The sequence below is a fragment of the Comamonas aquatica NBRC 14918 genome (assembly GCF_000739875.1).
Lineage (GTDB): Bacteria > Pseudomonadota > Gammaproteobacteria > Burkholderiales > Burkholderiaceae_C > Comamonas > Comamonas aquatica.
Window position 1 is genome coordinate 1 of sequence record NZ_BBJR01000075.1, and the last position, 22130, is coordinate 22130.

Sequence of the window (22130 nt, forward strand, 5' to 3'; positions counted from 1 at the left end):
CGATTCAGTTGCGGCCATTTCCCGCCCTAACTTTTGGGCATGCTCCTGGGCATCTTCAAAGGCTTGTGCAGCAGACTGCGTTTCCTTTTTCAGGGATACAAACTTGTCGATAAGGGACTGCTGCCCCTGCATGTCGGCCAGCTCACGGCGCAGCTTTGCTGCCTGGGCCTTGAATTCATCTGTTTCAACGCCTGCTTTGTCCAGCTCAGAAATCAGGCGGGTGAGGTTGTCCAGCCCATCACTTTTAACGCCAATGGTGTATTCGGTACGCTTATTCGTCATTTTTCACTCTCTACTCTCAGTCCAGATGGCTAGTTCCTTGAGCAAAGATCCGCCCATAAGCCGCTGTCGGTGCTGGATTTATTAGGAATCTGGTGATGGGCTTGGGGTGGGTTAATGACGTTTTTGAGTGGTCTGAGCGCAATCAAAAACTTGGTCGTCCAAATAAAACTGCCCAAGCTTTTGACAGTCTTCGGTGAGTTTTGCGTGTGCTAGCGTCCTGCCCATGCAGCCGCCTACAAAAAGAGCTCCTGCTATTAGCAAAATAATCCCAGCCATAGCCCACCCCCTTAATTGCCAGATGGCACATTGACGTGATAAACAAGCTGGCACTCGACCAGCCTTCCTGCACTCACTGCATGCAATGCACGTGCGCTGTGCTCAGCCGCAGAACCCTTGGCAGCACGGCCTGAGCCATCTGCAGCAGGTTTGACATAGTCACCACGATTGAGTGCCTCGCTCGCTAAAACTGGGTAGCTGTAACTGGTGACGCCGCAAAATGCTTCGCCTGGCTGGGCTGCGGTCTCGCTGATGCACTGAACATCTTTAAGGTCTGGCGTTCCAAGGGCATACCCGCCGTCATAAGCAATAAAACGATGGGCCTCAATGGCTGCAGTGGCAACAACAGTGATTCCGTGTTGTTTGTCATGCTGCAGACCGCTGATTGGGAAGTTCGTCATGGTGAAATCTTTCTAAAAAACTCTTTAAATACGAGTGAGAAACATCGCCTCTGCATTGCAAGACTGGGCAAAGCTCACATCAGCCAAACCCTTGATAGCGGGCTGCTCAGCCCCCAGCCAGCCCACATGGCGCAAGTACCACTTGCCCGGTGTTGGGTTGCTGGGCGCATTGGGAGGCAGGAAGGACGCGCTGCGCTTTTTGAAGAAGCCTTGTTTGATGGCTTGAGCCAGTTGTGTGGAGACATCCTTGACCCGCATGAACAGGCGACCATCTGGCGTTGCACGCAGAGACTGCACCTTGCCGTAGCCAGGCTGGTTGTCTTCTGGGTGGCCCAGCGTCAGCGGGGCCACCAACAAACTGGGGCTGTAGCTGGCCGCCATGGCCTGCACATCAGCCGGGCTGAAAGTGATGGATTGCCCCGCACTGCTCACGTGACTACCTGCGCGAAAGATTTCAATCTCCTGGCTTTCCAGCGCACGTACAGCATCGACAGCTTCCGGGCTTGCTTCGCTGAAGTTGGCCGTGCTGAATGTGGCAGACACTTGGCTCAGCGCCTCTGCGTAGCTCACATGACGCGATTGCGCGTAGTTCATGGCTGCGGCGTGCAGGCGCTGGTCAGCATCCGTTGCAGCCACGGCCTGACTTTGGGCAGGGTGCTGCTTGAGGTGCTCCATCACCATGTTGAAGGCGGTGATGTAGTCCACGCCGCGCTCTCTTGCCAAACGCTGGGCGGCTTGGTCAATTTGCGCATCGGTCGGCGCATGCGGGCTGGCCGGTGCCGCAGATTGTGTTGTCGCTGCGGTAGCTGGTGACGTGCCACCTTCTTGGGTGATAGCGACTACCTTGTCCACGGCTTCGGCATAGCTCACGCGGTGCTGCAGGGCGTAGCGGTGGGCCATTTGGTCAAGTGAAGCATCAGAGAATTGCGTCATGGTTTGCCGTCTCCGTATGCTTTAGTTGTCCACGCTGGGCAGCTCTACGCCCGCCGCTTGCAGGTTGTCAGCTTCACGCGCAACAAATGGGCGAATTTCTGCACCAGTCATTGCAAGCTCAATGAGCACTCGGTTGTCATTAAATTTGTGGGGGTGCGATTTGACGGAGTCCAGTGCCATCGAGGGAATCCGCAGTTGCACGCCTTCAATAAGAGGTAAATACGCTCCGTATTTCTGAAACAGCACAGAAAGTGCACTCAAACGCTGTAGCTTGTCACGCAGGGCAAAGGCTAAGCGGGCATATTCATCGCCAACGGCCTCTGCTTCTGCCTTTATCAACTGGCGCAGCAGGCCAGCGGTTTTGCTGGAGAGTTCTTTGAGCTCTGCCTGGGCTTGCTCCAGCTTGCGACGCAAGCCCAGCATGGTTTGCTCGGGGGCTGCCTGGGCATTGAGTTGCGCAATCTGGTTTTGCACCTCGAACAGCTCTGCTTCCAGTGCATCACGCTCCTGCGTGCAATCCTTGCCCATTGCAATGTCTGCCAGCACGTCCTGGTGCTTCAACTGCAAAGCAGCCAGTGCATTTTTATGCTCGGCAACTTGCACAGCAATCTGCTCTTGCGCGGCAATAGCGTTTTCCACCCCCTGCACTTTGGCAGTGGCCTGGGCCAGCAACTGTTGGTGTGCAAGCACGGCTTGCAGCTCGGGGGATTCAGGGTTGTAAGCAGTCATTTGGTAGGTTCTCCAAGTGAAAATCAAAGGCCAGACCAGGCCGGGAACTCGCTCTTTGGGGTTGTGGAGCGGCGCGTTGGTTGGGAATTTCCGCCAGATTCAGAAGCCACGGCATCGGTTTGCTGTTGCGCTTCGTCGCGCCAGCCAGGAATCGCAAACTTGTTTTCCTTGCTTTTCTTGCGGCGGATTTCGCGCTCAATGTTTCGCACACGTGATGCAGTAATTCCGCACTTCTTGGCGACCACCTCGTAGCTGATACCGTCCGCCAGAAGCGCCAACGCTTTGGCCTTGCGCTGCTCATGCTTGAGGTTTGCGCCTGCGGCGATATAGGGCTGTGTGCCTCCCAAATCCTCCGCAATACCAAACGTCAACTGCACAGCCAACGCCGCCATCGCTTTGGGCTCCATGGCTTCGGTGCGAGGGTCGCTCATCAACGTCAAGAAATGGCTGGTGGCAAAGTCACGGAGAACTTCTGACCAGTTCTCCGTGAAGTGCGGTGTCAAATACGACAGCTCACTCTCAGTCACATCCAATAGCCCACGGCGCACAGCACTCATCGCATCCACTCCTTCAAATTGCACTGGTGGCAATCATTGGTTTTTCCACTTGAGTGCGATAAGTGACCGGCGGCAATGTTTGAAGGGTGCCAACGACGAAAAGACGGCATTGAAATTTGCGGCCCTACAACGCAAAAAACGCCCGAGGTGCACCCTTAGTATTGCCAGACCCCATTGGGGCGATTTGTACTACCTTCCTGCGCGAAATAGCCGTATCCATGCAGCTACCCAAACGCTGAAAAAGCAAACGGCCCTCAAGATGAGGGCCGTTTTGCATGGTTTGGTGTGTTGAAAGCTTTAGGTCACTGCGGGCACCGTGAACCTTAGCGAAAAGTCTGCAATGCCTATGCAGCCCGCTAACCACATCAAGAGTGTGACAAGACCAACAAAGGTGCAGCCTATGCGGGTGGCAGTTATTACGAATGCCCAATTACTCATCGCACTGTCTGATTGAGTTTTCATCAGAGAAGCCCTTTTTCAATCTGCACAGGCATCAGCAACCCTGCCAAGTGCAGCAATGCCTCTTGGCCTTCTGGTTTGCACTTGCGGTAGCGGCGCAACATGCGCTCTTCCGGCACGTTCAGGCGCACCGTGGTGCGCTCTTCTGCTGCTTGAGCTGGCGTTGGAAGAGACTCTGACTGGCACAGGGCTTGAAACATTTTGGCGTCTTCGGGTTGAGCAGGCTCTGCGCCCAACGTAGTGTTCTCCTGTTTCACAGCTTTCTGACCTTCCCCTGCTTTTTGTTTAGCCACCTCGGCACGTAGCTCTTTGACCGTCATGCTGGAGATTGTTTCTAGTGTTAGCAAGCCAGCGGGTTCGCTTTTTGCCAAAACGTTCGCCTCATCCAACGGTAGTAGCTCAAACAATTTAGAGGCACTGTTAATTGCCTCAAAAAATGGTTCTGAGGCCGCATAAAAGCGTCTCGCCGAAGCCATGTACCTAGAAGCTGTTGCGCAGCTCATCCCCATAGCATTGACTCGGTCTGAAAACTGACCATGTGGCAACGATGCTTTGAGCAAATTTAGTTGGATACCAACAGCCACCGCTTCTTTGGCTGTTCTGACGCGGGGCACCATTAGCCCCTTATCAAGCCAGCCTAGTGAAATTTGCTGCCAACGATGGAGCTTTTCAGATGGTGTAGTGGAAGGATTCATGCGACAGCTCCTTCACCAGCCAAATGTGCACGGCTGCGGCGTTGGCGGGATTGCGCAGGCTTTACACCTGTGGGCTGCGCCTTGCGGCTGCGCTGTGCCATCAGCGCATAGAAAGGATTAACAGCCGCCGCAAAGCTAGGCTCCTCCTGCATGGCTTGCAGTAGTTGGTCGCCTAAGTCTTGCATGTTCTCTGCACTGACATCCTCACCAGCAGCAAAGCGCAGCACTTGGGTGAGCATTTCAGCCGATAAGCCTTTACGGCAGGCATCACGCTCTTCTACAGCGGCAGTAACGGCTAGCATTTTGTCAAGCACGCCATCCAAAAAACTGTGGACATGCTCAATATTCACATGGCCTGTACCGCATTGGCCCAGCAGGTCAACCATCAGTGCCACTTGGCCGCGCACCATACCCAGCTCGTTCAACTCAGCTTCAGTCAGTTGGTAAAACAAAGTCATGGCAGCCTCCTCAGTGTGCGGTCACGTTTTGCAGCGCTTGCAGGGCAGCAATAGCTTGCTGTGCGGCTTCCAGGTCTTGCTGGGCGAACAGGTACATCGGTTCGCTGGCCAGCAGCATGGACTTGCAGCGCTCCAGGCTGTTGACGGCCTGCATGTGCAGTTTGACAAGGTCGGGGGATGTCGCGGTAGCACGGACAGTGTGCACGCGAGTGGATTGAGCAGCCATGATGGCCTCCTGTGAGTTTGTTCAGTTACACCCCTTGTTCAGAGAGGTGGCCGGGTACTTGAACACGGTCACAGGGCCGCCCGCATATTTCCCCCGAAGGGTCTTGTATAGCTGCGCGCTACCCGGCCATAAAACTGGTGCACGCAGGCGCACGAATCCTATGGACGTAAAAAAGCCACTACTTACGGCGGGTGGCTGGCCGCCTGTGATGGTGTGTTCAGCACCTGTGGCGGATGATAAGCGAAAACGGCCAAGCTTGGCCGTTTTGTGGGGAATGCGCGGATGAACGGCGACTACCTGAATCTTGGCCACGATTCAAATGCGCCAACTTGGCGGATTTGTTGTCTTGGCCTCACTAACTGCTGGTGCGCTGCTGAACGGCTGGGGTGCGTGGTGCCGGCATTGAACCAAGAACCACAGAGAGTTCATACAGCATTTTTCTTTCCCCAATGATTGCACACTGCATTCACCTGTTTGCATTAGGCGGAGAACTTGGAAATATTTCCAAATCAGAGGCCAACCTAAAGCAGGTGATTCCATATAAATCATTGAGTTGTAGGAACATACAGGCAATCGCACGAAGAAATATTTCCTCAATTCATGAGCGCGAACGACTCTTGTGCATCCCTTCAGCGCCAAGAGCTGCAGACACAGGCCGAGCAGGAAAAAGCCGACCTGATGGACCTTGGTCGACGTCTTGGACAAATGGAAGCGGCTAGCTTTTTTCAAATATTTGTGATGGCGTTCTACTTTCTTCTTTTGAAAACGTAAAGAAATCAAAAGCTTGGAAGCTTCTTAAAACAACGACGGTCAAATATTTGAAAACTTTGACGAGTTTTGCCGCCAAAGACTCGGGTATTCATATGCCCGACTTCAGCAAGTTTCTGTCAATCGGAATTTGATTGGTCAAGAACCCTTTGAGCAAGCTGAGCGCTTGGGCCTGCGCCAAGTGGACTACAACGCCATCAAAACCTTGCCCGCCCCCCGACCAAGAGCTTTTACGCCGCGCTGTAGAAGAGGCACAAAGCCGTGATGAGGTGCTGGACTTGCTGCAAGAGCTGGCCGCCCGGCACGGCAAAGAAAAAGAAGCACTGAACCAGCAGGTGGAAGAAAGCGAGCTGGAGCACGCCGCCGTGGCCAAGCGCTTGGAAGTGGTGATTTTTATGTTGAGCTACCCATCTGCCCGTGCACTTCCAAGGACAGCGGTGTAGGCTTGGATTCATCCCAAATTGGGATGAATCCAAGAACTTTAGTGTTTTGTCTTCCGGCAAAGATGCAGAGTCATTTTTACGATGCTCGCAAAGAACATCCAACCTTTGCATTTTCTCAAACCGGCCAAGTTGGCCGGTTTGTTTTCTTGGTCTCAGTTCCGGCTGGTGCGCTGTTGCATGGCTGGGGTGTTTGGTGCAGGCATTGAACCAAGAGCCACCGAGAACTCATACAGCATCTTTCTTGCCTCTAAAAACTCTAGCGTTTCTCCCTCTGGCAGGACAACACCATAGTCTTCAGCTTGGTTGAATTTTTCTGCAGCCAGCGCCCACTGGCCCATCACTGCTTGAACCAGCTTGGGGTTTTGCTTGAACTGGTACATCAGCACATCACGCAGCGCGGCGAATACGCCGTTGGCCCAGTCGTCTACCTTGTTGACTTCTTCGCGCAGCACAGCGGCGGTGCGTGCGCTGTGGATAGCCATTTGGGCTTGCAGCCAGGCAGCGGTTTCAGGCGTCAGGTCTGTGGGCAGATTGGTCATGGCAGCACCTTGTGAAGTGGTTGGTCGATGGCTCAATCTTCAGGCGCTGCAACGGTTCCAGGGGGATTTTTGATTGGAAGGGGGCTGCTGTAGGGGCTTCCAAAAAGCGTGTTGGGTTGGACGTAGTTGAGAAGCCGGGGGCTACTTGCGGTGCCTTCGGATATGTTTTGCACTGCTTGATTACTGGCAGCTCTGTTGCTTATACTGGCAGCCACAAGCCAAATGCGCTGGCTTGCTCGCCCACGATGCGAAGCTGGACTCAGCAGCGCCAAACCATTTTTTAGTCTTGGCCTTTTCAACAGGTCACTACTGGTTTGATGTGTGGGCGCTTTCAAGCTGTGGTGGCCGTTGGAGTAACCGCCATGACTATGACTTTCACGCCCGCTTTGTTGGAGCAGGCACGCCGCAATGCCCAGCGCCTGGCAAAGGCGCAGAACCTCAAAACCTTTGAAGCGCAAAACCAAATAGCCCAGTCCAAGGGCTTTAAAAACTGGTCTTTGTTTGCCAAGAGTTGCAACGCAAGCACCACCCCACCAGCCGCAGCACCTATGCAGCAGCCAGCAAGCAAAGTACGCTGGTATGCGCATGGCGACTGCCAGGAAGAAGACCGCACGCTGTACTACTGCTCGATGTGCGATATTTTTGCCAGCCCAGACCACTTTGCAACGCAACACCGACGCAGCCACGCCGAGCAGCTACAAATAAAGCTGCAGGAGTATGCCAAGTGGCCCGCTGATACGGCGCAACGCATTTACCGGCCCGCGGATGCGTACAACCTATTTGCCGCCGAGCTGGCCGCGCTGGTGGCACAGCAAAAAGCACGCGTAGCAAGCCGCAGCCGCTTTTATCGTTGGTTGGAAAAGCAGGCCAACCGTGATGACCCGGTGGGTGATTTGGCCTATGACATCACCCATGACAAAGGCTTCCCGGTAGAGGCGTCTCTGCGGAAAACGCGCAGCTATTTGGAAAGCAAGTGGGTATCGGAGGCTGTGATGGATGCCTTGGCCCAAGCCTGGCTTGAGTTTTCTGCCAACAAATAAGGGCCGCGTTGGGTAGTGGGCGGCCATCAGCACGGCTGTGCTGATGGTTGCCTGCGTACACTGCCCACATGGCACGCAGCAAAGCTAAAAAGCACCAGACACCCACAGAACCTTTTATCCCGGACCCGCCAGAGCCAGAGTTGGACGATGACCGCTTTGCAAGGTCGTTTAAGGCTTGGCGCGAATGGCACACGGCTGTGAATTTCTTGATGAATCTGCACATAGGTGTGGACGATTCGCAGGTGTTTTGCAGCCCACAAGACCCACCCGATGTGCTGTACCGCGATGCAGCGTTTGAGGTGAAGGAAATCATGGATAAGGGCCGCCTCAGGCACGCGGAGGTGAAGCAGGCCCGGCAAAATCAAAAGTCCAAGCTGAGTAGGCAGGCCGTAGAGCTGCGCCCTGTCATCAATTTGCTGCCGATGGATGCCGCCGCGCTGGTGCTAGTGCAACTGGATGAACTTGCTGGGCGCTATCAGCCTGATGTGAAGGTCAAAACCGATGTCCTCTTTTACATCAATAAGCTCGACCACTGGTTTGATGATGGCCCGATGCCAAGCCCTGAACGCTTTGCAGGCTATGGATGGCGCTCTGTGTCAGCAGTGATTCGGTCTGATGTCAGCTTGGTCTTTTATGCTGCACCATCGGCCCCGCAGTTTTTGCAAGCCAATGCTGGCTTGGTCAGAGAGCGGCATGAACCACTGAGCATTGAGGATGCCGAACACTAAGCACAGACAATAGGCGCATCAACAGGAGCTGCTATGAGCCGTGCATCGTCAGTTTTACTTTTGACTCCCGAGCAACACGCACTGGTGGATGCGAGCATTCGGCGGCATCGCTATGTGAATCTGGCTGGCATGCTGGCGGAGCTGGAAAAAGACGGTATCAAACTTTCGCGCTCAGGGTTGCACCGGTATGTGGTCGGCCTGAAAGAGCAAGACGCAATGTTCAACGGCACCAACGATGATTTGGTGGTGGTGATGATGGAGCGCAGCACCGGCAGCATCACCACCTTGACAACAAACCTGAGTCGACAGGCCGTAATCGGCTTAATTGGTCAGGGCGCGACGCACGAAACAGCACTTTCGCCACAGAAAAAGTCTTTTAAAGACTCCCGCCCCGCCTGACCCCTTTTCTACCCGCGTCTACCCACTTATCTCACCGCCATCTCTTTCTTTATCTCAGTTGTATTCAGTAGCGCACCTCATCGTCGGCATGGGTGTGGGGCTGGTCAAAGCGCTGCAGTGCGGCCTCCAGCCCCGGCGTGGCCGGGTGCAGCACCACCAGATCCATGCTGTGGTAGCCATGGGTGGCACAGGCATCGGCCACGCTGGCACCCACGGCCTGCACCACCGCGGCCTGTTCCTCGGCATTCAGCGCATCCTGGGCGAGCAATGCGGCCAGGCCAAGCGTAGTAGGCACCGGGCGGCGCAACCATTGCACCCCCAGGTCTGCAACAAATTCAAGATCGGACAATATCGGGCGGTTCATGGCATTTCCTTGGGAAGTCAGGCCCCCACGCTCCATCACACAGGAGGTGCTGGCGCTCTGCAGCGCCCGTGCATGCCCCCGGTGCTTGTGCCCTGCTGCGCCTGGCAGCAGGTGTGCGCACAAAATTAGCGCAAATCCACCCCAGGGTAAACACGCATATGCTTATGCTGTGCGCGCCCGCAAAGACCGGGCCCCGACCGGTGGCCAGCCCACTGGAAGCCGCCACCCAGCAGCCTGCGTGCGCCATGAAAAAAGCCGTGCACAGGGCACGGCTTGCAGTGGTAGCACAGCAGCGGCTTACTTGTGGCTGATGCGGCGCACGATCCAGTCGCCAAAGCTCTGGATGGCCTGCACGAAGAAGATCAGCAGGATAACCACGGCCAGCATGATGTCCGGCAGGAAGCGTTGGTAACCGTAGCGAATGCCAAGGTCACCCAGGCCGCCGCCGCCGATGGCCCCGGCCATGGCCGAGTAGCCCGTCAGGCTGACGAAGCTGATGGTCAGCCCTGCGACGATGCCCGGCAGGGCTTCGGGCAGCAGCACCTTCCAGACGATCTGGCTGGTGGTGGCGCCCATGGACTGGGCGGCTTCCACCAAGCCGTTGTCCACTTCGCGCAGCGAGGTTTCCACCAGGCGCGCGATGAAGGGGGCTGCGGCAATCGTCAGCGGCACCACAGCCGCCCAGGTGCCGATGGACGAGCCGGTCACCAAGCGTGTGAACGGGATGATGGCCACCAGCAAGATGATGAAGGGTGTGGAGCGGATGGCATTGACGATCCAGCCCACGGTGTTGTTCAGCGGTGCGTTTTCCAGCACACCGCCCTTGTCGGTCAGGCGCAGGAACACGCCCAGCGGGATGCCGATCAGGCCGCCCAGCAGACCCGAGATGCCGACCATGATCAGCGTCTCCCAGAACGAGTCGATGAACAACTCGATCATCATTTCCGAAAAATTCTCGAACATCGCTTCGCCCCTTACGCCTTCACTTCCACCACCTGCACCACCACACCGCTGTCACGCAGGTGGGCGATGGCCGATTCAATCCTGGTCGCATCGCCGCTGGCGTACACCGCCAGCGAACCGAACGTCTGCTCCTGGATCTCGTCGATCTGACCGTGCAGGATGGACAGGTCCAGCCCCAGCTCGCGGATCAGGTGCGACAGGATGGGCTCGTAGGCGCTCTCGCCGGCATACGACAGTCGCAGCAGCTTGCCGCTTTGCCCAGCGGGCAGCTTGGCGGCCAGCGCCTGCACACGACCTAGTACGCTGTCGGGCAGCTCCTGAGGCACGATCTCGTCGATCAGGCTCTTGGTGATGGCCTGCTGGGGGCGGGTGAACACGTCGATCACCGGGCCCAGCTCGGCGATTTCACCGGCATCGATCACGGCCACGCGGTCGGCAATCTGCTTGATCACCTGCATCTGGTGCGTGATCAGCACCACGGTCACGCCCAGCTCGCGGTTGACCTTGCGCAGCAGGTCCAGGATGGAGCGTGTGGTCTCGGGGTCCAGGGCCGAGGTGGCTTCGTCCGACAGCAGCACCTTGGGGTTGGACGCCAGCGCGCGCGCAATGCCCACGCGCTGCTTCTGGCCGCCAGAGATCTGCGCGGGGTAGCGGTCCGCCAGGTGCGACAGGCCCACCAGCTCCAGCAGCGGGTCGATGCGCTCCTGAATCTGCGCCTTGCTCATGCCGGCCAGCTCCAGCGGCAGCGCGGCGTTGTCGTACACGGTGCGCGAGGACAGCAGGTTGAAGTGCTGGAACACCATGCCGATCTCATGGCGCGCCGCGCGCAGCTGCGCATCGCCGAGCGTCATCAAATCGCGGCCGTCGACAATCATCTGCCCCGAGGTGGGACGGTTGAGCAGGTTGATGCAGCGCACCAGCGAGCTCTTGCCCGCGCCGGAGCGCCCGATGATGCCGAAGATTTCGCCCTGCTCGATGTGCAGGTTGATGTGCTTGAGCGCTTCGACAGGCCCCTTGGGGCCTTGGTAAGTCAGGGTCAGATCCCGAATGTCGATCATGTAGTCAGCCACGGCACGCGCCCGCTCATGGCCTGCGGCATGCCCGAAAAAATTGGAATGGTGGAATGTAACGTGCCGATATAAAACAGCAAAAGAATCAATGCTCCAGTAATAAGATGCATTGGTTATATCGGCGAGCCTGGGGCTAACCCGCAATGATGCCTGAAATGCGGCCGCCCAGGCGCAAGCCGCGGGTGAAAACCATGGCGTCAGCGCATGTCGGCACGACGATGCGCTACACAAATCGATGCAGCCAGCGCTCGATTGGCCTGCTTTTCAGATACGTTGGCAGCTGAAACACAGACAGTTTCAGCGCCAGCTGCTCTTATTTGTAGTAATTGGGTTCGTAGGGCTTGTCGGTGAAGACACCGATCAGGCCCAGGGACAGCTCCTTGTCCGTGCCCTTGTAGGCTTCGTACATCAGGCGCTTGAGCGCATCGGCGGCGCGGCTGGAGCGTTCGCCGGTGTACAGGTTCTCCTCGATCACCGCGCCTGTGGTGGTGAGCCGCACCCAGGCGGCCGAGCCCAGCGCCACGCGCTCCAGCGTGTCCATGGGCACGTCAAAGGCGGTCACGCCGGGCAGGCCCGACGCATCCTTGGCCTTGGAGCGCACCCGCAACGGGGCATGTGGCCGCGCATTGAACTCGATCGCCTCGATCTGGACCTGTCCGCCCCAGGTGCCCACCAGCAAGGTGGCACGGTTCGGCGCGGTGCTGCTCCAGCGCACGCCCAGCGTTGGGCAGTGCGCCACGCGCCCGCAGTCCATGGGCAGCGGGGCAAAGGCCACGGTTTTCACCTGCGTGGCCTTGTCTTCCTGCACCTGCACCACGGCTTCGGTACCGCCTTTGCCGCTGCTGGCACAACCGGCCAGCACTAAGGCCCCCAGGGCCACCCCCATCCACTGTTTCATACGCACCTTCTTAATTCAAAATTTGCCTGCCGGCAGTTGTGCCGGCAACCACACCACATGTTGCCATGAAGCGCGCCTGCCCATTCACGCTTGTGCCTCGGCACGGTCCACGCCAGACGCTGCCGCGTCATCCTTGGGCCGGGCGGCCGCCGCGGCCGCGCCCATGGAACGCGGCGCACTGCCCGGCAGTACCAGCCGCGTGCCGCAACGGCGGCAATAGCGCGAATCGTCCTCGTGCCGCTCCAGCCCGCAGGCCTCGCAGTCCACGCCCTTGAGGCTGGCCTTGGTGCCCACATTGCGCGACAACTCGGCCCCCACGATGCCGGTGGGCACAGCCAGCACGCCCCAGCCCAGCAGCATCATGATGGAGGCAAAGATCCGCCCCAGCGGCGTGGACGGCGTCACATCGCCGTAGCCCACGGTGGTGACGGTCGAGATCGCCCAGTAAATGCCCATGGGCACGCTGGTGAAGCCATGCTCCGGCCCCTCGATCACAAAGATCAGCGCCCCCATCACGAAGACGATCAGGGCCACCACGCTCAGGAAGACAAAAATCTTGCGCCCACTGGCCCGCAGCGCCTGCCCGAGCATCAGGTACTCGTTCAGGAAGTTGCGGAAGATAGGAAAGATGTGGAAGGTGCGCACCAGCCGCAGCGCCCGCACCGCCGCCAGGAAGTGCGCCTCCGGGTAGAAGATGGCCAGGTAGGTGGGCACGATAGACAGCAGGTCGACCAGCCCGTAAAAGCTCAGCGCGTAGCGCCAGGGCCGGCGCACCGAGATCAGGCGCAGCGCGTATTCCACCGTGAAGCCGATGGTGAACAGCCACTCCAGCCCCCGCAGCAGGTAGTACATGCGCCAGTCCTGCGCAATCGCCGGGATGCTGTGCGCAATCACCACGCACAGGCTCAGCACAATCGCCAGGGTCAGCCGGCGCTCGAAGCGCTTGCCCATCTCGGTGTTGCTCTCGAACACCGTGCGGTAGATGCTCTGCCGCCAGCGCGCCACCGGTACGCCCAGCCGGTCGGCAGAAGGGTAGTTGTCGCGGAAAAATTCGGAAATCGAAGCAAACAAACGCATGAAAACAGGTTAGCCAGCCATGGCATGGCCGCAAGACTGGCAAGTGCACCACAAGAAAAAGGGCCACGCCTGTGCATCCACTTGGCGTAGCCCCGCTGGCCCGTATTGTAGAAAACCGCTGCGCCCGGGCGGACCCCAAAGGCCCCGCACCTGCGCACGTCTTGCCACGCAGCGGCGGCAGGACCCCAGGCAGGGACACATCGCCCCACCCGGCCCTCAGGCGGCATCGAGCTCCGACAGGCTCGGCGACCAGCAGGTCACGCGGTTGCGGCCATGGCGCTTGGCGTGGTACATCGCGGCATCGGCACGCTCCAGGCACAGCGCCACGGACACATCGCTGTGCGCCACCACACACACCCCCAGGCTGACGGTGAAACGGATCGGTGCCTGCCCTGGCACCTCGACCCGCAGGCGCTCCACGGTTTGGCGCAGACTCTCGGCACGCTTGAGGGCCACATCCTGATCCAGCCCCGCCAGCAAGACGGCGAACTCTTCCCCGCCCAGGCGCCCCAGCATGTCCTCCTTGCGCAGCTCCTTGGTGACGGCCACCACCAGGTGCTTGAGCACCTCATCCCCCACAGCGTGGCCATAGGTGTCGTTCACGCGCTTGAAGTGGTCCACGTCCAGCATGATCAAGGCAAACGAGCGCCCCATGCCCAGGCGCAGCCGCTCCAGCTTCATGTCCATCTGGGCCAGGAAGGCTCGGCGGTTGCGCGCCCCGGTCAGCGGATCGGAGGTCGCCAGCGCTTCCAGCTGCGATTCGCGTTGCTTGTAGTCCGTCACGTCGTGGAACACCCAGCACCATCCCAGGTCGCGCTGGTCCTTGCGCAGCGGCCAACGGTCGACTTCCAGATGCCGGCCACTGGGCAAGGCGTACAGCATGCGGCCAGGCTCGCCCACCGCCTGCCCTGCGCACTGCGCGTCTGCGTTGACAAGCTCCGCCAAATCGGCCGGCAGATGCTCCACCAGATGCTGCAGGCGCTGGCCCACCAGATCCGACACCGGCAGCGGCACATCCAGCATGGAAACCAGCATGTCGTTGGCCGCCAAAATCGTCTGCCCCCTGCTGTCGCTTACCAGAATGCCGGAAGGGAAGCGATCAATCACGGCCTCCATGCGCAAGCGGGTCTGCGCCAATTCAGCCTCCGCGCGGTGGCGCGCATCCACATCGAACAAAGTCCAGATGACATTCCCCTCGGGATCCGAGGGGTCCAGCAACGTTCCCTGCATGTCGAACCAGCACAGGCGACCATCGCCGCCGCGCAGCTCCCATTCAGCGCGCACCACGCCCTCGATCTTCAGCCGCTGGTACAGGGGACCAAAGCGCTCGAAGCTCTCCTGCGAGCCATGCATCACCCTGAACGACAGAGGCTCCGGCGGTCGGCGGGGGTCCAGCCCGAAGTACTCCGCCGCCCGCTGGTTGGCATAGACCATCTGGCGTTCATGGCTGGCCACCAGCACCAGCGCACTGCCCCTGTCCAGCAAGGCGCTGACCAGGTGCGTCTGGTCCACGCGCTCCTGGATGTCGCTGTGCATGCCCAGCATGCGCAGCGCGCGGCCCTGCGCATCCCGCAGCGTGACCTCCCCCCGCGATTCCACCCAGCGCCAGCCGCCATCCTGCTGGCGCAAACGCATCTCCACCCGAAACGGTTCCCCCTCCGCCAGGTGCTGCTCCAGCCGCGCGCACACCCTGGCACGATCGGCGGGGGTGCAACTGCTCCACAAAGCCGCTGAGTCCCAAAACCCCCTGCGACTGGTCGGGACGCCCCACGATCTCGTAGCAACGCGCATCCCACACCACCGTGTCCTTCTCGCAATCCCATTGCCACAGGCCGTCGCGCACCGCACCGATCGTCAGGCGCAGGCGCTCCTCGCGGTCACGCAAGGCATTCTGCAAGGCCTCGTCCTGGGTCACGTCCAGGATGTAGCCGTGCCACAGCAAGGAGCCATCCTGTTCCGGCTGAGGTTGTGCATGGCCATGGAGCCAGCGGACCCGGCCATCGGGACAGCCCACGCGGTACTTGTGCACCCAGGCCTTGCGCCCCTCGATGGCCTGCGCGATGGAGGCCCGCAAACCAGGTACGTCGTCGGGGTGCACCCTGCGCACCAGGGCCTGCAAATCACCATGCGACGCTGTGGCATCGATGCAGTGCACGGCATAAAAGCCCGGATTGGAGAACAGCAGCACACCATCCCCCTGCGCATCCAGGCCATACTGAAACAGCCCGCCCGGTACCTCCTGGGACAACCGCACAAAGCGCTGTTCGCTTTGCAAACGCTGGTCTTCTTCGCGCCAGCGCAGAAAGGCCAGCCAGGCCGTCAGCACCGCCCCTAGGAAAATCAGCGCCGTCCCCAAACCGTTGCGCCACAGGCTTTGTTCGATGGCCTTGTTCAGCGGATCATTAACGGTTTGGCTGTCCAGTCCGGTGCTGACCAGTACCGGATAGTCATGGACACGGCTCCAGGCATACATGCGCTGGATGCCATCCGGCCCCGTGACTGGCCCGTAGCTGCCTTGCACCTCCGCTGCCGCACTGAGCATCACTTGCCGATCTGCGGACACTCGACACCCCAGCACCTCTTCCTGGCGCTGCGAGCGCGCGAGGTAGGTGCCGTCATCGCGCAGCAGCAAGATCACATCGCGCGGATTGTCATAAATGCTTTGCAGCTGCTGCGACAGGAACTCCGGCGACAGCGAAAGCACCAGCACCCCCGCAAACTGCCCGTGGCGGTCATACAGCGCACGGCTGAGCTGGATGCTCCACTGCTGAGACACCCGACCCTGGACGGGCTGTCCAACATAGAAGCCGGACGCTGGTGACGCCTTCAGGTGCACCTGGAAATGCTCACGATCGTAGATCGAGACCACCTCCCGCGGATTCTTGGCCGCATGCAGGCTGGAATACACCACGCGGCCATGGGCATCCGCCACAGCCACCTGCACGACCGTGCCCGATGGATAAGTGGTCTGCAGCGCCTGCACCCCACGCAGGAAGGTGCTTCGCTCGCCCGTCTCATAATCCCGAGCCAGGTCACGCAAGGTGTAGTCCAGCCCGGAAAACATGGAGCCCACATGCGCAGCGATGGCGCGCGACATTTGGGTCACCCGCACCCATGCCTGGTCCTGGGTGTACAGGCGCAGATAGCTGTGACTGTTCAGCAAGGCCACCCAGTACACCACCGCCGCAAACACCATCACACAGGTGCCCATCAAAATGACCCAAGCGGTGCGTGCACGAGAGCGGGAAAAAGCCGGAGAAGATTGAGACAGGCCCAGAAACGAAAACAGCATGTGCACCACAGAACGAACAAACTATCTTGCTGGTCCCCGCCCCACCACGCCTAGCTTGGCGGCGCAGGAACCCACGACGCTCTCCAGCAGAGCTTCACCCTCGAATCGATGACCCATCGTATCCGGCTTGCGCTCCTCTTTTTTCCAGAACAACGCACGGCATTTGCGCCTTGGCAATTGTTTTGAATTTGGCAGACTGCCGCGACAGCCCCAAACTCTGTGGCGCTCCCACGGCTTGACACACCCAACCCACAGCGACGCCAAGCACCTGTTGCGGGACCCGATTGGGGCAAAAAAAGCCCACCGTGCGGTGGGCTGGGTGGACGCCTCCATCAGCGTCACTGGGCGGGAATCACTCCCACTCAATTGTCAACCGATCGGAAATCAAGTCGCTATTGAACGAAGCTACACGTTGTTGCATATGATTTGGCCTTGCTAGAAAAGACCATACCGTCACTTTTACCGTCAAAGCAATTGGTTGTCTCTGGGCGTTACTGGACGTTGAGCGAAACCGATACAAGCTAGCGCGACAACACCGTTGCAGCCGTAGCTTTCCAAGCTAGCATCCCCCTGAGCATCAGCACATATTCCATCACCTGCAGCACCGTGTCGATGGCCCAAGTCGAAACTTCAGCATGATCAAGGCTTGAGGGTTTCCACAGCCCATCGCACCAGAAGCAGCTGATTTTCCACTTGGTGGCACTGATGCGCTCAAACACTGGTGGCTGCAGCTGCGCCGCTTTCCAGCGCTTGGCGATGTCCAACTGCAGCTGAGCTGGCAACGCGCCTTCGCCTTGCAGCAGCAAACGTAGCCCCAGACCTGGCCCCCAGCCTTCTTGCCTTAACTGCACCATGGTCAAATTGGGCCACGCGGGTGCAGCACCAAATGCGCGGGGCAGTTCTATCGTCAGCATGGGCTGCCCCTGGCGCAGGTGCACGGCCAGTGACAGCGGCAAAGGCTCTTTGACTCCCTGCACTTGCAGTTTGACCGACGTGGCGTTGGTCAGTTGGGCTTGCAGAGTGCGCTTCACGCATCGCCACCACGCCAGCCGTAGCTCAGGCACATCGCCCAAGGCTTGAAACAGCCGCTCATGCCACGCAATGCGCCTGGCTAAAGCCTTGGCACTCAGGTTCATGGCCTCGGCCATTTCTTGAATAGCCAGCATGACATGACCATGCGCAGGACCTTGACCCAGCACCCGCCTTGCAAACGTCAGCACCCATGGTACATCACAGCGCCCACCATCCAAGTGCCACAGCAAAGCGTGAACCGTGTCTGGCGCCTGATGCGGTACACCGTGCACAACCGCTTGCGCATCTGCCGAATCCCGCCACTGCAACCAACGGGCTGCATCCGTGATGCCCTGGCTTTGCAAGAACGTCACGATGCTTCGTAGACGCTGCACGGCCTTGAGTGCGGCTACTTGTTGGGTGATTTCACCTTGCCACAACAAAACAGCCAGTTCGGCATCTTCTTCAGGCTCGTATTGCTGCAGCAGTGCCACCAGCCGTGCAAAGCTGCCCAAAGCCAACTGGGGCACCGCACACCGGGCTAATGCCTGCCATGCAGCGGTGCGCTGGCTGATTGGCTCAATCGCCTGCAAAGCAGCATCAACCAATTCGAGCACCATGGCCGATTGCGGCTCCATGCATGGCTTGGCTGCATGTACATAGCGCCCAGCTTCAGCACAGCCGTTGAAGCAGCACGGCCACTGCCCGCTGAATTCATGCGGAACAGGCGTTGAGGTATCCATTGCAGGCAATGTCATCACCGCAGCCAACAAACGCCGATAGCGGTACCACCTCAGGTGATAAGGGTGCATGGTCAAACTTTCAAAACAGGCACGCCGCAACGGCGCCTGGGTGCAGCTTCCAAAGCCAAGCACCAGGCACACAACGTGCACAAGGGAAATCAGGAAAAAGAGAGCGAGAAACTGAAACTCAAGCCAGCGCAATGGCCGTGCCACGGCGGCTGCGCAAACCGACTTGCACCACCTTGTCCAAGCTGGCTTTTTCTGACCAGCGGGCATTGGTGTTGCGCAGCTTTTTGCTACCCCAATGCTCCAGCAAGGCATTCCAGGGTGTGAGAGGCACTCCATCCATCAAGGGGTCGAGCACCAGCAAGGAATGCGGCTTGCCATCGGCATACATCACACCCACTGCCAGCACCCAATGGCTGTAGCTGGGTGAAGTGAAACGCACCAGGCACACATGGTCAGATTCCAGCGCGGCTATCGTGCGGGCCTCGACATTGCGGCGCAGTTGGCGGCACTGCAGTTGCTCAGAAAACGGTGCAAACTGCTCTCTAATGGCGGCACTGCTACAGCCACTAAAGTACAAAGCTTGGCCCATGGCGCTCACTTCCATCAGACGGGCATCAAGGTCACATTCATACAGGGCATCGCGTGACACCTGGCCCAACAGCATCAAGGCCATCAGCACGCAGTGGTGCCCGCAAGCCATGTCGTTTTCGCCCTGGCGCAGCAGCAGCTTGTTTTGATAGGCCATTGCACCTGAGCGGCCCACACTCAGCTGCGAGTGCACCACAAAGTGCCGCCCCAGCATCAGTACTCCTCGGGCAACAACAGCGTGGTGCTACTGCGGTCAGCCTCCGTGATGATCCATAAGCGTTCTGCCTTGGAAATTTCATACACCGACATCAGCCTGTAGCCGTACTACAAAGCGTCAGCATTACTTTGCCTGTCTTCGGCACAGATATCGCCCCAATCGCCCGACACATGGCGCAGCACAAACGGCAGTGCTGTCAGTTGATGGGTTTCCAGAAGCTCCAATGCCCCAGGTGTGGCCAGTACTTGGCCCAGGGCAAACAAGGGCGTACCTGCAGCAGCCTTGTCACGAGCAGCAGGAGAAGAATCGTTCGGGCATGCGGCGGCCTGACTTGTATCAGTCATAGAAAACTCCAAAAGGGAAAAGTGGGAAAGAAGTGCCCTGTGCTGCCCAACACTTCCCCCAAGGCTCACGACCTCAAATTGACAGGCATGGCTACGCCGCACAAGCGCTCAAAACGCATGCGTAAGCAAACTACCTGATCAAAGCAGGCTCACAAAACGGGCGGAGGGAAGCTCAGGACGTCGAGCGAGAGAAACAGCTCGATCAATGATCGAGCGGCTGGTTGCGCTGTGCAACACAAGCGCATACTCATTTTAAACAATACCAATATTTGCATATCAAATATATTTGATATATTCAAATGGATATTTAAAAGCAAAGTTGTACCAGCGGGAAGCAGGCTAAATAGCAGCTTCAGGCTGGGAGCCGCCGCTGAGCTTTGGCAAGCCTGTGACCGCTGCCGCCGATACCAGACGTTGACTCGTTGTCTGGATAGACGTCCGCTGTACGCCTCAAACCGGAAACTCGCTGGCAGACAACCTGAACGGCAGCTTTCGTAAGCTGCGAACTGGAAATGCCGACCGATTGCCGACTCTCGATCAGTTGTCACCTCTGCTGAGGTGTTTTTGTTGGCGAGTGTCGGCATCGATGCCTATGTGCAGCTTGCGCCACTGACGACGGTATTGCGGCCCATGTTTTTTGCACGTCCATTCGCCTTCACCCAGGAACTTGATTCCTGTTGAATCCACCAACAGGTACAAGCCTGCTTTACTGCTGCGGGTGTACGGAATCTAGACATTCAAATCTAACTGTCGCCTGCACAAGGTACTGAAGTCTGGCACTGGCCAAGCAAGGCCACACAGTTGAAGCACCGACTCCACCAAACCCGTCGTTTGCCTGAGTGCCAGGCCAAACAGGTTCTTGAGCGTCAAACAAAACTGGATGGCTGCTTCCGAGAACTTCGGGCTTCGCCCGCGTTTGCCGCTTGCAGCGGCAAACCACGCCATGCGCTTGTCCAGCCAAATGGACAAGGAACCGCGGGCCTTGAGTGCTGCGTTGTACTGCTTCCAGTTGGTTGTGCGATACCGGGGCTTACATGACTGACTCATGCCGCAAGCCTACAGCTTGCGGCAGGTTGATTTATGCAACAACGCCCAACTTCGCAAGATCGAAGGACAGAGCCTTGGGTATAAAGTGGCTCGTTTCTTCGATCTTCTGGGGCTTTGATTTACGCGACCTGCAGTGTCGGATAGTCTGTATAGCCCGTGGCGCCACCTGCGTAGAACGTGTTGGAGTCAGGCGCGTTCAGCGGTGCCTTGGCCCTGATGCGTGCGGGCAGGTCCGGGTTAGCGAGGAAGGCGGTGCCAAAGGCCACAGCGTCAAGCTTACCTTCGGCAATAGCTGCCTCTGCCTCATCAGCGCTGTAACCCATATTGCCCACCAGCACACCCTTGTACTTTTCACGCGCTACGGGCATGACATCAGCCTTCTGCACGCCGAAGAAATCGGCGCGCATCACGTGCAGGTAGGCTAGCTTGAAGGCATTGAGCCGATCGGCCAGGAAGCCGATGAGGGCCAGCGGGTCGCTGTCTTTCATGCTGTTGAAGCTGTTGAGAGGCGACAGGCGCAGGCCCACACGTTCGGAACCGATCGCCAGGGTCACGGCAGTGAGTACCTCGAACAGCAAACGTGCACGGTTTTCCAGCGATCCGCCGTAAGCATCGGTGCGCTGGTTGGGCGTGTCGCGCAGAAACTGGTCAATCAGGTAGCCGTTGGCGCCGTGTACTTCCACACCATCAAAGCCGGCGGCAATGGCGTTGCGTGCGCCTTGAGCAAACGCAGCCACGATGCCGGGAATCTCTTCGATGGTCAGGGGGTGGGGTACCGCGTGCGGCACCTTGCCTTGGGGCGTGTGGATCTCACCCTCAATGGCGGTGGCGCTGCTGGAGACAATGGGGGCGCCATCGGCAGCGCCAGGGTAGGCTGCGCGGCCAGCGTGCCAGATCTGCATGAAGATGCGTCCGCCCTTGGCGTGCACCGCATCGGTCACCTGCCTCCAGGCTGCAATCTGCGCGTCGTTGTAGATGCCAGGCTCATTGACGAAGGCCGATGTACCAGGCGCCACCATGGTGCATTCGGAAATCAGCAGGCCGCCGGTGGCACGCTGGCTGTAGTACTCTGCCATCAGCGCGTTGGGCATGTGGCCAGCGTCGGCACGGGCGCGTGTCAGTGGTGCCAGAAGGATGCGGTTGGGCAGGGTGAGATAACCTACTTGAAGTGGATTGAATAGCATGTGAATGAAAACCCAGATTAGTGAACAGAAAACATAAAGCTAACAGTATTCCCAATACTCAGACCTTTGAAAGGTCACTGAAGACTGCTTTGGCACGGCTGGTGCTTTTGCTCCCAACGCACGATGTAGTAGACGCAAGTGGGTAAGCCTTTGCTACCGCCAGTTTCGCGGCGGTCTCACGCCGTACATGCACCACACGCCTTTGGTCATCCACCGCGTCGCAACTCCCTGATACCCCGGCCCAGCTTGCGGCGCAACAGGGCCCGCAGGGTCACCCCATCCGAGTACCCGACCTGTGCGGCGACCTGGTCGACGCTGGCGTTCCCGGTGCGCAAGAGATGGACGGCATGCTCCACGCGCAGGTCCTGGAAATACGACAGCGGTGTCTTT

24 protein-coding genes and 4 pseudogenes are annotated in these 22130 nt (G+C 58.6%); 5 read left to right on the forward strand and 23 right to left on the reverse strand.

The window, feature by feature from the left end; all coding sequences use genetic code 11:
* The 8 genes from CA2_RS15790 to CA2_RS18110 form a co-directional block, all read right to left on the reverse strand.
* The coding region (locus tag CA2_RS15790; RefSeq protein ID WP_042419593.1) for a hypothetical protein at positions 1–282 on the reverse strand (282 nt) is incomplete at its 3' end.
* 287 nt (positions 283–569) lie between these two features.
* Positions 570–959 (reverse strand): hypothetical protein, encoded by a 390-nt coding sequence (locus tag CA2_RS17755; protein WP_081889041.1) that lies wholly within the window; start codon positions 957–959, stop codon positions 570–572.
* A 24-nt stretch (positions 960–983) separates the two neighbouring features.
* Entirely contained in the window at positions 984–1892 is a 909-nt protein-coding gene (locus CA2_RS17295; RefSeq protein ID WP_156106118.1) for a hypothetical protein, read from the reverse strand.
* 21 nt (positions 1893–1913) lie between these two features.
* Positions 1914–2621, reverse strand: a complete 708-nt coding sequence (locus tag CA2_RS15800; RefSeq protein ID WP_042419596.1) for a hypothetical protein — start codon at positions 2619–2621, stop codon at positions 1914–1916.
* Between the two features lie 23 nt (positions 2622–2644).
* Positions 2645–3178, reverse strand: coding sequence for a helix-turn-helix domain-containing protein (locus tag CA2_RS15805; protein WP_042419599.1), 534 nt, complete (start codon positions 3176–3178; stop codon positions 2645–2647).
* A gap of 461 nt (positions 3179–3639) precedes the next feature.
* Complete coding sequence (locus CA2_RS18105; protein ID WP_156106120.1) at positions 3640–4332, reverse strand: hypothetical protein; 693 nt, start codon at positions 4330–4332, stop codon at positions 3640–3642.
* The gene (locus CA2_RS15815; RefSeq protein ID WP_042419605.1) at positions 4329–4790 is read right to left on the reverse strand and encodes a hypothetical protein; all 462 of its coding nucleotides are present in this window, start codon (positions 4788–4790) and stop codon (positions 4329–4331) included. Before CA2_RS15815 ends, CA2_RS18105 begins: the two co-directional genes overlap by 4 nt.
* A 10-nt stretch (positions 4791–4800) precedes the next feature.
* Positions 4801–5016 carry a hypothetical protein gene (locus CA2_RS18110; protein WP_156106122.1) on the reverse strand — a complete coding sequence of 72 codons (216 nt, stop codon included), beginning with the start codon at positions 5014–5016 and terminating at the stop codon, positions 4801–4803.
* A gap of 600 nt (positions 5017–5616) precedes the next feature.
* On the opposite strand from CA2_RS18110, the gene CA2_RS18115 reads away from it, so the two are divergent.
* Together CA2_RS18115 and CA2_RS18120 are read left to right on the forward strand one after the other, a co-directional pair.
* A complete protein-coding gene (locus CA2_RS18115) occupies positions 5617–5787 on the forward strand; it encodes a hypothetical protein (protein WP_156106124.1) in 171 nt (56 codons plus the stop codon).
* Between the two features lie 146 nt (positions 5788–5933).
* Positions 5934–6227 (forward strand): hypothetical protein, encoded by a 294-nt coding sequence (locus tag CA2_RS18120; protein WP_156106126.1) that lies wholly within the window; start codon positions 5934–5936, stop codon positions 6225–6227.
* Positions 6228–6379: 152 nt separating this feature from the next.
* Here the strand turns inward: CA2_RS18120 and CA2_RS15820 are convergent, their stop codons facing one another.
* The gene (locus CA2_RS15820) at positions 6380–6766 is read right to left on the reverse strand and encodes a hypothetical protein (protein WP_042419608.1); all 387 of its coding nucleotides are present in this window, start codon (positions 6764–6766) and stop codon (positions 6380–6382) included.
* Between the two features lie 362 nt (positions 6767–7128).
* On the opposite strand from CA2_RS15820, the gene CA2_RS15825 reads away from it, so the two are divergent.
* From CA2_RS15825 to CA2_RS15835, 3 genes are all read left to right on the forward strand, one after another.
* Complete coding sequence (locus CA2_RS15825; protein ID WP_169741487.1) at positions 7129–7806, forward strand: YozE family protein; 678 nt, start codon at positions 7129–7131, stop codon at positions 7804–7806.
* Between the two features lie 68 nt (positions 7807–7874).
* Positions 7875–8534, forward strand: coding sequence for a DUF1780 domain-containing protein (locus CA2_RS15830; RefSeq protein ID WP_156106130.1), 660 nt, complete (start codon positions 7875–7877; stop codon positions 8532–8534).
* A 33-nt stretch (positions 8535–8567) separates the two neighbouring features.
* On the forward strand, positions 8568–8933 hold the full coding sequence (locus tag CA2_RS15835; RefSeq protein WP_081889043.1) for a DUF3486 family protein: 366 nt from the start codon (positions 8568–8570) through the stop codon (positions 8931–8933).
* 67 nt (positions 8934–9000) lie between these two features.
* Here CA2_RS15835 and CA2_RS15840 read toward each other — a convergent pair.
* From CA2_RS15840 to CA2_RS15890, 14 genes and pseudogenes are all read right to left on the reverse strand, one after another.
* Positions 9001–9297: pseudogene (locus CA2_RS15840) on the reverse strand (cupin domain-containing protein); the annotation flags it as partial.
* A gap of 297 nt (positions 9298–9594) precedes the next feature.
* Entirely contained in the window at positions 9595–10260 is a 666-nt protein-coding gene (locus CA2_RS15845; RefSeq protein WP_042419617.1) for a methionine ABC transporter permease, read from the reverse strand.
* Positions 10261–10271: 11 nt separating this feature from the next.
* Positions 10272–11318, reverse strand: coding sequence for a methionine ABC transporter ATP-binding protein (locus tag CA2_RS15850; protein ID WP_042419631.1), 1047 nt, complete (start codon positions 11316–11318; stop codon positions 10272–10274).
* A gap of 325 nt (positions 11319–11643) precedes the next feature.
* Positions 11644–12228, reverse strand: a complete 585-nt coding sequence (locus tag CA2_RS17300) for a hypothetical protein (protein WP_052369975.1) — start codon at positions 12226–12228, stop codon at positions 11644–11646.
* A gap of 84 nt (positions 12229–12312) precedes the next feature.
* Positions 12313–13305, reverse strand: a complete 993-nt coding sequence (locus tag CA2_RS15860) for an ion transporter (protein WP_081889044.1) — start codon at positions 13303–13305, stop codon at positions 12313–12315.
* 216 nt (positions 13306–13521) lie between these two features.
* On the reverse strand, positions 13522–14841 hold the full coding sequence (locus tag CA2_RS18640; RefSeq protein ID WP_245620982.1) for a sensor domain-containing diguanylate cyclase: 1320 nt from the start codon (positions 14839–14841) through the stop codon (positions 13522–13524).
* 33 nt (positions 14842–14874) lie between these two features.
* Positions 14875–15096, reverse strand: a pseudogene (locus CA2_RS18645) (PAS domain-containing protein); the annotation flags it as partial.
* 205 nt (positions 15097–15301) lie between these two features.
* Positions 15302–16597, reverse strand: a pseudogene (locus CA2_RS18650) (diguanylate cyclase); the annotation flags it as partial.
* Between the two features lie 521 nt (positions 16598–17118).
* Positions 17119–18420: a hypothetical protein gene (locus tag CA2_RS15870; protein WP_245620981.1), complete on the reverse strand. Its 1302-nt coding sequence runs from the start codon at positions 18418–18420 to the stop codon at positions 17119–17121.
* Positions 18421–18538: 118 nt separating this feature from the next.
* Positions 18539–19162, reverse strand: a complete 624-nt coding sequence (locus tag CA2_RS15875; RefSeq protein WP_042419619.1) for a hypothetical protein — start codon at positions 19160–19162, stop codon at positions 18539–18541.
* Positions 19163–19272: 110 nt separating this feature from the next.
* The gene (locus CA2_RS15880) at positions 19273–19509 is read right to left on the reverse strand and encodes a hypothetical protein (protein ID WP_439708940.1); all 237 of its coding nucleotides are present in this window, start codon (positions 19507–19509) and stop codon (positions 19273–19275) included.
* Positions 19510–20076: 567 nt separating this feature from the next.
* A pseudogene (locus CA2_RS17760) lies at positions 20077–20556 on the reverse strand (IS5 family transposase); the annotation flags it as partial.
* A 119-nt stretch (positions 20557–20675) separates the two neighbouring features.
* On the reverse strand, positions 20676–21740 hold the full coding sequence (locus CA2_RS15885) for an alkene reductase (RefSeq protein WP_042419621.1): 1065 nt from the start codon (positions 21738–21740) through the stop codon (positions 20676–20678).
* Between the two features lie 206 nt (positions 21741–21946).
* On the reverse strand, positions 21947–22130 hold a 184-nt coding region (locus tag CA2_RS15890), incomplete at its 5' end, for a helix-turn-helix domain-containing protein (RefSeq protein WP_042419623.1).